At 45.0% G+C, this 14,010-nt stretch carries 10 protein-coding genes; 7 read left to right on the plus strand and 3 right to left on the minus strand.

Features of this window, described 5'->3' with window-relative positions; translation table 11 throughout:
- The first annotated feature begins 120 nt into the window (after positions 1 to 120).
- A complete protein-coding gene (locus tag HRQ91_RS09475; protein WP_210119316.1) occupies positions 121 to 2,895 on the plus strand; it encodes a hypothetical protein in 2,775 nt (924 codons plus the stop codon).
- Here HRQ91_RS09475 and gatA read toward each other — a convergent pair.
- Together gatA and gatC are read right to left on the minus strand one after the other, a co-directional pair.
- Positions 2,883 to 4,394 carry an Asp-tRNA(Asn)/Glu-tRNA(Gln) amidotransferase subunit GatA gene (gatA, locus tag HRQ91_RS09480; RefSeq protein ID WP_210119317.1) on the minus strand — a complete coding sequence of 504 codons (1,512 nt, stop codon included), beginning with the start codon at positions 4,392 to 4,394 and terminating at the stop codon, positions 2,883 to 2,885. The genes HRQ91_RS09475 and gatA overlap by 13 nt on opposite strands.
- Before the next feature lie 19 nt (positions 4,395 to 4,413).
- Entirely contained in the window at positions 4,414 to 4,725 is a 312-nt protein-coding gene (gene gatC, locus HRQ91_RS09485; protein ID WP_210117964.1) for an Asp-tRNA(Asn)/Glu-tRNA(Gln) amidotransferase subunit GatC, read from the minus strand.
- 128 nt (positions 4,726 to 4,853) lie between these two features.
- Between gatC and asnS the strand changes: the two genes are divergently transcribed.
- From asnS to HRQ91_RS09510, 5 genes are all read left to right on the plus strand, one after another.
- A complete protein-coding gene (gene asnS, locus HRQ91_RS09490) occupies positions 4,854 to 6,305 on the plus strand; it encodes an asparagine--tRNA ligase (protein WP_210117963.1) in 1,452 nt (483 codons plus the stop codon).
- 17 nt (positions 6,306 to 6,322) lie between these two features.
- Positions 6,323 to 7,942 carry a CTP synthase gene (locus HRQ91_RS09495; RefSeq protein WP_210119318.1) on the plus strand — a complete coding sequence of 540 codons (1,620 nt, stop codon included), beginning with the start codon at positions 6,323 to 6,325 and terminating at the stop codon, positions 7,940 to 7,942.
- Between the two features lies 1 nt (position 7,943).
- Positions 7,944 to 9,827: a glutamine-hydrolyzing GMP synthase gene (gene guaA, locus HRQ91_RS09500; protein WP_210119319.1), complete on the plus strand. Its 1,884-nt coding sequence runs from the start codon at positions 7,944 to 7,946 to the stop codon at positions 9,825 to 9,827.
- Positions 9,828 to 9,988: 161 nt separating this feature from the next.
- The gene (locus HRQ91_RS09505) at positions 9,989 to 10,858 is read left to right on the plus strand and encodes a phosphoribosylaminoimidazolesuccinocarboxamide synthase (protein WP_210119320.1); all 870 of its coding nucleotides are present in this window, start codon (positions 9,989 to 9,991) and stop codon (positions 10,856 to 10,858) included.
- Positions 10,859 to 10,872: 14 nt separating this feature from the next.
- Complete coding sequence (locus tag HRQ91_RS09510) at positions 10,873 to 12,414, plus strand: RluA family pseudouridine synthase (protein ID WP_210119321.1); 1,542 nt, start codon at positions 10,873 to 10,875, stop codon at positions 12,412 to 12,414.
- Between the two features lie 21 nt (positions 12,415 to 12,435).
- On the opposite strand, the gene HRQ91_RS09515 is transcribed toward HRQ91_RS09510, so the two are convergent.
- Positions 12,436 to 12,996 carry a flavin reductase family protein gene (locus HRQ91_RS09515; protein ID WP_210119322.1) on the minus strand — a complete coding sequence of 187 codons (561 nt, stop codon included), beginning with the start codon at positions 12,994 to 12,996 and terminating at the stop codon, positions 12,436 to 12,438.
- A 246-nt stretch (positions 12,997 to 13,242) separates the two neighbouring features.
- On the opposite strand from HRQ91_RS09515, the gene HRQ91_RS09520 reads away from it, so the two are divergent.
- The gene (locus tag HRQ91_RS09520) at positions 13,243 to 13,911 is read left to right on the plus strand and encodes an amino acid ABC transporter permease (protein ID WP_210119323.1); all 669 of its coding nucleotides are present in this window, start codon (positions 13,243 to 13,245) and stop codon (positions 13,909 to 13,911) included.
- Positions 13,912 to 14,010 lie beyond the last annotated feature (99 nt).

Raw genomic sequence — 14,010 nt, forward strand, 5'->3', positions numbered from 1 at the left:
AAAAAAGTGTCATTGCTATTTATTTTTTGTATTTTTTGACACTAAAGTCATCTCGCTGGCGCATTTTCCGCATTTTTTTGCTGCACATGCTCACATTCTGTGATATAATTATTGTCCGTTATGAAAAAAACATTTTTATTTGATAAATCGGACAAAAACACGCTTGATTTTTTTTCTTCGGTAAAAGACAGCATATCTGCAAATTCCGACGAACTGATACAAAATACGCATCTTCATCCGCACGGAATAAAAGAGCTTTTGGAAAGCAAACAGATCCGCGTTGCAAAATTGATTCTTTTGCTGCTGCACGCCATGGATAAGGGTACTATAGACGACAGACTTAACGCTCTGCACTCGCTGCGCGACGAAGTTCTCCTCTGCAGCGAAAATCCCATGCCCATAAACACGGCACGCATCCTTCTCTGTATGATGAAAGAGCTGGTCCGCTCCGAAGACGAAACCGAGCAGCTTGAGCTTTTGCACGATTTTTCAATGCTCATAAGGGCAAGGTCGTGCACGGTAAGAAAGTACCTGAAAAAATACAATCTTCTTGAAATGCCCGAAGCGTGGAATCAGATAGCGTTCGATTATCACGTACACGATTCCTACACGGAAGGAAGAAAGACCCCGACGCACCTTATCATGGACGCATGGATAAAGGGAATAAAACAGCTTAACGTGATCTATTACGGATACGCTCCCAAGGAAGCCGTGCGCGAACTTCTCAGCGCTGCGGCCTACATGTCGATCAAAGTAAAAGTGGGTATAGAAAACATAGTCCTTTTTAACGGTAAGCCTGTAAATTTCATATGGATACCGGAAGATCTTCCTGACGTAGAACACTGGTGCGCTTTTTTAGACAGAAGCGACGTCATAGCTTTTAACAAAAAGGCAATGTCCGCTGCGGATAATCAAAAAACTGCCCCAACACGCATAAAATACAATTCCCCCATGGATCTTATAAAACGCATAAACAAACTTTCTTCCAACTACGGCATAACTTTAAATCTTAGCGGACTTACGGACACGGACGTTCTTGAACTTCTTTTTGAATGCAAGGGGAAAATTTCAAATATCGAAATATTCAATACTAAAAATTTTTACGCACAGGAAGAATCCTGTGCGGCAAAGATAAAAAAAATAATCTGCTGCATAAATGAAAAAAACACCGCAAAACTCAAACGCATAATAAAAAAGATGCTGAACAAACTTAAAGAAACGCAAGCTCCGTATCAGAGCCTCAAATCCGATTTTGCCGCAAAAAATCAAACAAAAGAAAATAAAAGCGAAGCGGCGGCGCAGACGAACGCTCAAGAGAAAATGCAAAGCGGTAAAGTTATGTATCACATAAAATACCTTAATAAGATCCTCTCGCATCTGAGCGACTTTTTTCTGTTCTATGAATACAAAACCTTGTACGATAGGTGGGGTTCCGATTCCGTCGGCAAAGCGAGCGAAGAACATAACGGAATGGGATTCGCTCTTCTTGAAACCCTCCCCGTCGGAGCGCAAATACAGGTGCTTAAAAACAAGGAGCGAAGGCTTCTTCCCGTGCACATACAAACCTTGTACCGTGAAAATTTTCGGCCTGCGGAAGATCGCAGATTGTTTTTTATCCCGCATTTTAGGCCGAGGTTAAAAAAAATAAGCGGCGAATGGATCACAGAACAAAATTGTGTTAAAGGAGAAAACAACCTTGTGGCGCTGGGGGAATACGACGCCGCGTATGAAAAGCAAAAGTCAAATTCCTATGTAAAAAAACGCAAGGGGCTGTCGTATACTTGGAAATACATGAACACCGGCGTAAAAAACAAGATAAAAATCTTAAGCGGTTTTATACCGGCGTTTTTGTCGTTTTACCTTACAAAAGACTGGTGGGTTTTAAAATTCTTAGGCGCCGTAATATGGTTTGCCATAACAGGCGTACGGAACATCATTCAAGCGGTGGTAAGCGGAGACAGCAGAAAAAGGTCTCCCCTTTTGCACTGGACAAGCTACGTCGACTGGAGCCGCATCGCGGATTCCCTTATGTATACGGGCTGGTCGGTGCCGCTTTTGGATTATTTTGTTACCACATGGCTTTTAAAAGAAAAATACAATATAACGGTTGCGACGGCTCCGTTTTTGACTTACACGGTTATATCGCTTGTAAACGGAGTTTATATTTCCTCTCATAATATTCTGCGCGGGCTTCCCAAAAGCGACGTGATAGCAAATTTTTTCCGAAGCATTATTTCGATCCCGTTTGCGCTTGCGCTCAGTTCTATGTTAGGCGTTATACTTACGGCGGCAGGCCTTGATGCGGCGGACATAATTCAAAGATGGGCGGCTATAATTTCAAAGCTGGTTTCGGATACCATAGGGGGCGTTATCGAGGGACTAAGCACCCGCAAAAAAAACATAGATCTGAGAAATGCCGACTACGGCAAAAAACTCTACCAAATGCAAAAAACATGTACCCGTCTTGAATTCATGTTTCCTAAAAAAAATTTGGTAAAACTTTTCAGGTCTCCGGAAACGCTGGTCAAGACAGTAAAGGACGAAGATTCAATGCTTTTTAAAAGCATGATGTACGATTCGCTTGATTTCTTTTATTTTTGGCTTTTTCAGCCGCATGCCAGAACGGTTCTTATTTCCGTCTTAAAAAAGATGAGCCGCCGCGGCAGAAATTTGTTTTTAAATTTTCAAAACATATTGAACTGCCGCAAGGCCGTAATAGGACTTCTTACCGATAAAAATACGGGAATGAGTTTTAGGCGCGTTTTAAAGATTTATCTTATGTACGGTAATTCCTATCTTACGGCCTTAACCCGTTTGTCCGAAGGCAAAAAATGGGACGACTTTGCGGAAGAAATAGACGAAGAATACGATATTGAGCCCGATTATGCACCTTGACACGGAAAGCCGCAGCCCGTATGGCTGTTATCCCAAGACTTTGCGATCTTTAGCAGTTTAAGTTCGCTGAACATTGGCCCCGCAAACTGAATGCCCACTGGCATGCCGCTCGAAGCGGCTTTACCCGCAGGAACCGAAAGCGACGGAATTCTTGCAAGATTTACAAACGTCGTGTACAGATCGCTCAAATACATTTCAAGCGGATCGTCCACCTTTTGGCCGAGCTTAAAAGCCGTAGTCGGGCACGTGGGGCAAAGGACAATATCGTAACTTTCAAAAAGTTTCGCCATTTCACGCTGTATGCGAGCCCTTACGGTCATTCCTTTTTTGTAAGTATCGCCTGAAAATTGCTCTGAAAGAACGTAATTGCCGATCACAATGCGCCTTTTAACTTCGGGGCCGAAACCTTCGCTTCGGGTTCTTATGTAAAGCTCGTCGTAACCTTCGCCCGGATCTACGCGAAGTCCGTAGCGTATGCCGTCGAAGCGGCTCAAATTTGAAGCGGCTTCGGCAAGCGCTATTACATAATAACTGGCTATGGAAGCGTCAAGCACGGGAATATCCACATCGGCGATTTTCGCTCCTTGCTCTTCAAACCATTTGCGGGTAGACTTAAACACGGCCTCAACGTCGGCGTCAAGTCCTTTGTTTTCAAGGAATTGTCGCGGAATGGCTATCTTCAATTTTGAAAGATCTCCGCCGTTGTAAGGGGTAAGCTCCGATAAAAATTCCTTTCCGGAAAGATCGGCGCTCGTGTCGTCATAGAAATCCTTTCCGCACATGGCGCACAAGGGCTGCGCAATATCGTCTGGAGTGTGCCCTAAAATTCCTACCTGATCCAAAGAACTGCCGTAAGCTACGACACCCCACCTGCTCAACACTCCGTAAGTTGTCTTTAACCCGTAAATTCCGCAGTAAGAAGCCGGAAGCCGCACGGAGCCCCCCGTTTCGGTTCCGAGTCCGAACAAGGCCTGATCCGAAGCAACCGCAGCAGCAGGTCCGCCTGAAGACCCGCCTGAAACATATTCTCTGTTAACGGGATTGCGCGTAGGCCCGTAAACCGAATATTCCGTAGAAGACCCCATGGCGAATTCGTCCTGATTGCAGCGGCCTAACGGAACGGCGCCGGAAGCTTCAAGCCTTGATATAACCGTAGCGCTGTACGGCGCCACGTAACCTTCAAGAATTTTACTTGCGCAGGTAAGGCGCTTGCCTTTAACTGAAATATTGTCTTTGACGGCGAAAGGAAGTCCTAAAAGCGGTTTTTCGGCAAAAAGCTTACAAACGGCGTCATGGCCGGCAGAACGTGCCGAAGAAATTTCATCGTCGCATTTTTTTGCCTTTGTCAATGCGTCGTCGTATATTTCAAGGAATGCGTTGAGCGCAAGAGCGGATTTTTTATCCTGTTCAAAAGTTTCGATGGATTTCTTTACCAATTCAAAACTGGTAATCTTTCCTTCTTTTAGATGGGAACGGATATCGTTTATAGTATATTTCATTATAACCCTGCCTTAATGATCAAGTGCCTTCGCCCAACACCTTAGGCACTTGAAAATAACCGTCCATAAAATTACCGGAGATTTTCTTTACATCGGAAATTTCAAGTCCGGGAACTACAGTGTCCTGCCTGAGTTTACCTACTTCGGTAGAAGGATAGGCGTCGTAAGGATCTTCGCTGTCGTCATATTGAGAAAGCAGATCGAAATAACCTACAATATCGTCAACTTGCCTTTTTAAAGTTTCAATATCCGTCGACTCGGGAGAAAGCCGTGAAAGTTCAAGAAGCTGCTCGAGCGTCGTTTTATCAATCTTCCTGTGAATACTGCTCATAAACTGCATTTTAGCGAATTCTACGGGTTTGGACAATGCACTATGATTTCGGCGCGGTTGCCGCGGTCTTAACGCTGCGGCTTAAAACCCTTGAAACAGCATACGCAAAAAGCTAGAATATTCCCATTATGAAATCAGTACTTATTAAGGATATTTTAAAGTCCAAGCCGGAAGGCCAGACGGTAACCGTCTACGGCTGGGTGCGCACAAAGCGCGATTCCAAGAACTTGGTCTTTATACAAGTGAACGACGGTTCGTGTCTCGCTTCCATCCAGCTTACGTTTGACCGCACGGCGCCTTCAAAAAATGCGGATCCTGTATCAATTGAAAACAGTCTTAAAAAGATCACTACGGGAGCGTCGATCAAAGCCGAAGGAACTCTCATAGAATCTCCTGCCGGCGGACAGGCCGTCGAAGTAACGCTTGAAGCGCTTACGGTTTTAGGCGAATGTCCGACTGACGCCTACCCTCTTCAAAAAAAAGCGACTTCTATGGAATTTTTGCGCGAAGTCGCCTATCTTCGCCCGCGAACCAATACTTTCGGCGCCGTTTTCAGAGTAAGAAATCAAATGGCGTTCGCCGTTCATTCGTTTTTTCAGGAAAGAGGATTTCAATACGTAAATACGCCCATAATCACTTGCAGCGATGCCGAAGGCGCCGGCGAAATGTTCCAAGTTACAAACCTTTCTCTCGAAAAGATCGCAGAAACCGGCATAAAAGCCGGCGCCAAAGGAAAGTCGCCTGAAACTGCGGCGGATCTTGTAGACTACGGCAAAGACTTTTTCGGTAAAAAAGCAAGCCTTACCGTAAGCGGGCAGCTTGAAGGCGAAACGTTCGCTACGGCGTTGAGCCGCATATACACATTCGGCCCTACATTCAGAGCGGAAAACTCCAACACGCCCCGTCACCTTTCCGAATTCTGGATGATAGAACCCGAAATGGCTTTTTTCGATTTGGAAGACAACATGGATCTTGCAGAGGAATTTGTAAAATACCTTTTGAATTGGGCTCTTACAAAGTGCCGCGAAGATCTTGATTTTTTTAACTTACGCATACAATCCGGCATTATCGAAACCCTTACGCACGTAGTAAATTCCCCGTTCAAACGCATTTCATACACGGAAGCTATCGAAGAACTTAAAAAGCATGAGGACAAATTCGAATTCAAGCCGTTTTGGGGCTGCGACCTTCAAACCGAACATGAGCGTTATCTGACGGAAAATATTTTTAAATGTCCGGTAATGGTCTACAATTATCCCAAAGAAATAAAGGCCTTTTATATGAAGTTAAACGACGACAAAAAGACCGTAAAAGCCGTAGACGTTCTCGTTCCGGGTCTCGGTGAAATAATCGGCGGCTCCGAGCGTGAAGAAAATTATGAAAAGCTGCTTGCCGCCTGCAACGAGCGTAATATGGACATGTCCAATTATCAGTGGTATTTGGATCTGCGCCGCTTCGGTACGGTTCCTCATTCGGGATTCGGCTTGGGATTCGAAAGACTCTTACGCTACATTACAGGAATGGCTAATATCAGGGACGTGATCCCGTATCCGCGCGCCCCAAAATTGGCGGATTTTTAATTGAGTAGGACGGAGCAATGACTAAGTACATCTTTATAACCGGCGGGGTCGTTTCGGGTTTGGGCAAGGGAATTGCCGCCGCCTCGCTTGGACTGATTTTAAAATCCAGGGGATTGAAAGTAGTGAATCAAAAATTCGATCCGTATCTGAACATAGATCCGGGAACGATGAATCCCTATCAGCACGGAGAAGTATTTGTTACCGACGACGGAGCCGAAACGGATCTTGACTTAGGTCATTACGAGCGGTTTACGGATGCGACGCTTTCTAAAAGTTCCAACACTACCGCAGGGAGAGTGTATCTTGCCGTACTCAACAAAGAGCGGGAAGGAGGATTTAACGGCGGAACGGTTCAAGTAATTCCCAACATCACCGAAGAAATTCTTTACCGCATGAAACTTGCCGAAAAAGAATCTCATCCGGACATAATTATTACGGAAATCGGCGGAACCGTAGGAGACATTGAGTCGCTCCCGTTCATAGAAGCGATAAGACAGATGAAATACGATATAGGTGAAGAAAATTGCTGCTATATTCATCTTACGCTCATTCCCTACATAAAAAAAGCCGACGAACTTAAAACAAAACCCACACAGCACAGCGTAAAAGAACTTCAGGAATTGGGAATAAAACCGAACATAGTCATGGTTCGCACCGAAAAACCGCTTGGCAACACTACTCGTGAAAAACTTGCAGCCTTTTGCAACATCGGCACGGAAGATCTTATTCAAAATTTTACGGCGCGTTCCATTTACGAAGTACCGCTGCAGCTGGAAAAAGAAGGAATCGGAGACGCGGTATGTAAGGCTCTGAGCTTAAAATGCGCTCCGACACATCTTGAAGATTGGGCAAAAATGGTTTGGAGGTATGAAAACCCCAAACAATCCGTAAATATCGCGCTCGTAGGAAAATACGTAGGCTTGCACGACGCATATCTTTCCGTAGTCGAATCCTTGGTACACGGAGGCATTTTTAACGAAGCCGATATTGCAGTGGACTGGGTAGACGCTGAAATTTTGAACGACAAGAAAGCCGCCGAAGAACGACTTAAAAATGCCGACGGAATCATCGTCCCCGGAGGATTCGGCGACCGCGGCATCGAAGGAATGATAAACGCCGCCGCATTTGCGCGTTCGCATAAAATTCCTTATTTCGGCATTTGTCTTGGAATGCAGATCATGGTAATCGAATACGCCCGCAACGTTTTGGGCTTAAAAGGCGCAAATTCCACGGAAATCGATAAAAAAACACAGTATCCTGTGATCGACCTTATGCCGGATCAAAACGGAGTTATATTAGGCGGAACTCTCAGGCTAGGAAAATACAAATGCGCAGTCATGCCCGGCACGCTTTCTGAAAAAGCGTACAAAGAAAAAACCGTGTGGGAACGGCACCGCCACAGGTATGAATTTAACAATAAATTCCGCGAAGAGCTAAAGAACGCGGGGCTTATAATCGCGGGAATAAACCCCGAGCGGGATCTTGTGGAAATATGCGAAGTGCCGGATCATCCTTGGATGGTTGGCGTTCAATTCCATCCGGAATTCAAAAGCCGCCCCAATCGCGCCCAACCGCTTTTTAGAGATTTTATTACGGAAGTCTGCGCCTACGCCGCAGCGCATAAAAACAAGGGCTGAAATGAATAAGTCAAGAAAAAAAATAACCGTTTTGGATTTCGGAAGCCAATACGCTCACCTGATCGCCAAACGCCTTCGCATGTCGGGCTATTATTCCGAAATAGCGCTCCCGTCGTCGCCTCTTTCGGCCTTCGAAAATACGGCGGGAATTATTTTAAGCGGCGGCCCCAGTTCGGTTTATGAAAAAAATATCCCAGAATTCAACAGTGAGATCTTTTCGCTTGAGATTCCCATGCTCGGCCTGTGCTACGGACATCAGCTTATGAGCAGCGCCTCAGGCGGAAAAGTTTCAAAAGCACTCACGGGAGAATTCGGCATAGCCCGCCTTGAAAATAAAGGCTGTCCGCAAAGTCCGCTTTTTAAAGACATTGCGTTTCCAGCACAAGTGTGGATGAGCCACCAAGACGAAGTTACAAAAACTGCTCCCGACTTTGAAGTGATCGGCTTTACAAAGGACTGCAAGTTTGCGGCGGTGCAAGACCTTTCAAAAAAAAGATTCGGCTTGCAATTTCATATCGAAGTAAAAGACACGACGGACGGCAATAAAATACTGGAAAATTTTGCGAAAATCTGCAATATGGAAAAAAACTGGGATAACGATACCGTCCTCGACATAATTTTAAACGATATCCGGTCGGCCGCAAAAGATAAAAAAGTCCTTTTGTTTTTAAGCGGAGGCGTAGACAGCACTGTGGCCTTCGCGCTTTTAAATAAGGCGCTGGGACAGGACAGGGTTTTGGGGCTTCACATAGATAACGGGTTTATGCGCCTGAACGAAAGCGAACAAGTGGCAAAACAATATCGCAGTTTCGGTTTTAATAATTTTATAGTTGAAGACGCCGGCAAGACCTTTTTAAAAGCCGTACAAGGGCTGACCGATCCTCAAAAAAAGCGGATGGCCGTAGGCGAAACCTTTATCGCCGTCAGGAACGAAGTGGTTTCAAAGCAGCATTTAAACGAAGACGAATGGCTCCTTGCCCAGGGAACTCTGTATCCGGACATCATTGAAAGCGGAGGAACTGAAAATTCAAAAACAATAAAGACTCACCACAACCGCGTAGCGGGAATCCAAAAGCTTATTGAAAAAGGTCTTATCATCGAACCTTTAAAAGACCTGTATAAGGACGAAGTTCGTTCCATAGGTAAAAAAATCGGACTTAGCGATCATCTGGTAATGCGCCATCCCTTCCCCGGTCCGGGACTTTCTATAAACGTTCTTTGCTCCGACGCAAAGTTTACGAAAAAAGACAAGGAAGAATTTGAAAAAGCGAGCGAAGAACTTTCTTCGATCGCCTTAGACATGTTCTGTGAAAAATGCAGCGCTTCTATGGAAAAATATGTTCTGCCGGTGAAATCCGTAGGCGTACAAGGCGATTTCAGAACATACAAATTTCCGGCTGCGCTCAGTTTTGAAAAACAGGAAGGCGGATATTATCACATACCTAAAAACTACGACAAACTTGAAAAGGCTTCGAGCCTGATCACAAACAACTGTTCCTATATAAACCGCTGCATAATCCGCTTGTGGCAGAACCCGGCCGTTTCGGACGGCGATCTTAAATTACAAGAAGGTTACTGCGATAAAAACCGCCTTGATCAGCTGAGGCAAGCCGACGACGCGGTTTTGACGGAACTTCAAAACACAGGATGGTATAACAGGATTTTCCAGCACCTTACCATAAGCCTGCCTTACGCTTCGTCGAAGAATCGCACAAGTTTTGTCCTAAGGCCGGTTTTCAGCGAAGACGTGATGACCGCCAGGTTCGCAAGACTCCCGCATGAAATTCTTTTATCCATAGTAAAAAAGATTTCAGAACTTCCGTTTACGGATGCGATCTTCTTTGATCTTACAAATAAACCGCCTGCGACGTTCGGGTGGGAATAGTGGGAACGCACGGCATCGAGACGAGCGTCGGGACGGCGTCTAGTCGGCATTTGGACGGCTCATATAAAACTGAAACCGGATCGTTGCCGGCGCCGCTTTGAGACATGTTTACTTCGATTTGTACCAAATATCGTTAACATTAATGGAGGCTTTGTGGTTTTATGCAGAAATTCAAACCCGTAAAAGAAGGAAAAATTCGTGAAATTTATGAGTGCGGCGACAACATGATCCTTGTCGCAACCGACAGAATTTCAGCCTTTGACAATATTTTAAAAAACGAAATCACCGGTAAAGGAAAGATTCTTACAAAGATGTCCGAATTCTGGTTCGATTTTACAAAGGATCTTGTTCCTAATCACTTGATTTCCACCGACGTAAAGAACATGCCGGATTTTTTTCAAAATGAAAAATTCGCAGGCAGAAGCACTCTGTGCAAAAAACTTAAAATGCTTCCCATAGAATGCATAGTCCGCGGATATATAACCGGCAGCGGCTGGGAAAGCTACAAAAAAGACGGAAAAGTCTGCGGAATAAGGCTTAAAGACTCCCTTAAAGAATCCGATAAAATTCCCGAACCGATTTATACGCCAAGCACAAAGGCGGACTACGGGTTCCACGACGAAAACATTTCTTTTGAAAAAAGCGCGGAAATTTTGAAAAAGATATATCCTGAACGCGGCGAAGAATACGCTCTAAAACTTAAAGAATATTCGCTTGCGATCTACAAAAAATGCGCCGAATACGCTTTGCAAAGAGGAATAATAATCGCCGATACCAAATTCGAATTCGGTCTTGATAAAAACGGCGACGTGGTTTTAGGCGACGAAGTCCTCACTCCCGACAGTTCGCGTTTTTGGCCTTTAAAAGGATATTGCTCCGGCAAGAGCCAGCCTTCGTTCGATAAACAGTTTGTCCGCGACTGGCTTAAAGCAAATCCCGATAACAACCTGCTCTTGCCCGACGACGTCGTAAAAAAAACGATAGACAAATATAAAGAAGCGTATCAACTTTTAACGGCAAACACGCTCTAAACAGTAAAATTTTTATGTTTCCTCCGTTTCCCGAAAAAGAAGCGTTTGACGAATGTCTCCGCATGATCGAAGAGCTCAAGGCGAAAACTCTTGTGATAAAGCAAATTTCAAAAGTGAGCGAAGAAAGAAGCGATCACGGAATAATGCTCGGCGTCCTCGTCTGTAAAGATTCTGCATCGGGAAAGGTCGTCGTTCTAAGAACCCTTTCGGGCATAAGCCGCTCGTTAAAACCCTTGGATACCGCCGGAAAAAGAGTGAGAACGGAAATAAAAACCGTATACGTGGATCCTATAGTTCCGCCTCAAAAAATTTCTTCGGCTCTTTTGCAAAACGACAAAGAAATCCATGACCTTACCGAAAAGATAAAATACTTAAAACCGCTTAGAAAAGGCGCAAACGGAAAATACGCCGATCCCGAAGGTGAAGAAAAAAAGCTCATAGAAAAGCGCAATTTTTTATGCCGCCAGTCCCAGCAAAAAGTTTTTGACCTGTATTTCTTTCATTGTGCGGACGGTAAAATCCGCTCGTTGAATGAAATATGCGGCCTAAAAAATCGGGCGGCAGACGCCGCTCAAACCGACGCACACTTGTATGCGGCTCAGGCGGCAGACGCCGCCTCCAAAAACGCCCCATTGTGCGCGGCCCGTATACTGGGAGCCGAAAAATTTCCGCCGACGGGAACGGGAGAATGCTGCGCTCCTAAACTTTTAAATTTCGCCTTTATGCACAGCCTTGTTCCCTTGAGTTTGTGTGAAGTTTTTTACGACGCGGATAATAAAGGCAAACCTCCGTCACAGCCTTCATCTTTGTCCGCTAATATTCGCGATTCTTATGTCGCTCATGCGCCGTGCGACAAGCGGTGCGCGCTGATCCTTCCCGGCATACTCGGCTTAAACATCTTGTACCGCGACAACAGCATAATAGTCATAAACAAACAGAGCGGTCTTTTAAGCGTTCCCGGACGCGGCATACAAAAACAGGACTGCGCCGTAAACCGGCTCCGCCGCCTTTTTCCTAACTGCATAGCTCAGCCGTCCGTCCACCGACTGGACATGGAAACAAGCGGCCTCATGGTCTTAGCCTTTACGGAAGACGCTCACAGAAACTTATGTCTCCAGTTTGAAAAAGGCCTTGTAAAAAAGCGTTACACCGCCCTTTTGGACGGAAATTTATATGAAAAACGCGTCGAAGACCATGGCCAGATGGAATTGTATTTCAGACTTGACATAAATAATCGCCCCCATCAAATATGGGACGAAATTCACGGCAAAAAAGCCGTAACTCGGTGGGATATCATCGGTTTGGAAAACTACACGGCCCCGGACGGTTCTTTAAAAAAAGCTACCCGTGTGATATTTACTCCCCTTACAGGAAGAACTCACCAATTGCGTCTCGCAAGCAACGACATTCACGGATTTGACACTCCGATCATAGGCGACAGTCTATACGGAAAATGCATGGACGGCGAAAGGCTCTTGCTGCACGCGCACTATCTCAGTTTCGATCATCCGGAAACTGGGAATACTGTGGAATTTACCTGTCCGTGTCCGTTTTAGAGCGTCCGCCGCCTATGAAAATCACTTTATCTTTGCGCCGTCTTTGAAAGCCGCCCCTGCGATTTCACCCAGCTTTCTATAAGTTTTGTTTACAGGATCGAAACTTATGGGCGAAAGCTTTTCTACGTCAATTTTTCCGTTCGCGCTTAAAATTCTTTCATCGGCGCTCACGTTTACAATTTCTCCGAACAGGTGGCATGATTTTTCGTCATAGCTTATGAGCTTACACTCCAGCGTCATCGGAAGTTCTTCGATTACCGGCGCGTCCACAAATTCCGACTTTACGGTATGAAAGCCGGCTCTTTTAAGTTTGTCTCCTACCTTATTTCCGGAAACGATTCCCACATAGTCGCATTCCGTAACATAATCGGCCGTTCCCATGCTAACCGTAAACGCTTTTTTTAAAAGAATATTCTTTACGGTTTTGTGCTCGGGGCTCAGACACGCAAAAAACTGGGCGGTATCGCCGATCGAGCCCCATGCGGCGTTCATCGCGTCGGGATTTCCGTTTTCATCGTAAGTCGCAATTATAAAAACCGGCATCGGATATAAGTATTCTTTTGCACCGAAATTTTTCCGCATAAATTCCTCCTATAAAATTGCACGAGGGGGAAAATTTCAATTTTCGACCGAGTGCAATCAGTGCGCGTTTTGCGCACAGCTCAATTTTCGCTTTCCTTAATACAACGAAAAGCTCTCATAGTCAATATAAAAAGACGATCGGAATAAATTTATGTGTTTTCCTGTTTCCATTGTACACAATTTTTATTATATTATGATTATAATCGGTAAACTATACTATTCGGTTACGAAACAAGGATTGGTCTGATGATCTCCGAGCGGCTTTTAAATATATTAGCGGATTCTTTTACGAAAATTCTCATTCCCGGGCTTACGATGACGATTCCTCTTACCGTCCTGTCGTTTTCGTTCGCATTGGTCATCGCGGTGATTACCGCTATGATACAGTTTTCAAAAATTCACATACTTAAGGATCTTGCAAGATTTTACATCTGGGTTATTCGCGGAACTCCCGTCCTCGTCCAACTTTATATGCTGTTTTACGGACTGCCCAGTTTAGGCATTGTGCTTGACCCTTTTCCTTCGGCGGTCATTGTGTTTTCAATAAACGAAGGCGCCTACATGGCTGAAACCGTGCGGGCTGCGCTCGAATCGGTGCCTAAAGGCCAAATTGAAGCGGGATATTGCGTAGGCATGTCCTATCTTCAAATCATGAGAAGAATCGTGCTTCCGCAGGCGTTTAAGACGGCGTTTCCTCCGCTTTCAAATTCACTCATCGCGCTTGTAAAGGAAACGTCCCTTGCGGCGAATATAACTGTTTTGGAAATGTTTATGGCTACGCAGCGGATCGTCGCGCGCACGTACGAACCTCTCGCCTTGTACTTTGAAGTGGGACTGATATACTTGTTTTTTTCTACCGTGCTGACAAAATTTCAGCATATGGGTGAAAAAAAGTTAAATGCGGCGGGATATTGACCTTAAAAAAACTGGACGGTAACCGGCAAAAGAGCTCAAGCTCGATAAATTGCCAAATCCGGTAAAATTGCACCGAAGGCAAAAACATGCCTTCAAACT

This window comes from Treponema parvum (assembly GCF_017893965.1).
GTDB classification, from domain to species: domain Bacteria; phylum Spirochaetota; class Spirochaetia; order Treponematales; family Treponemataceae; genus Treponema_D; species Treponema_D parvum.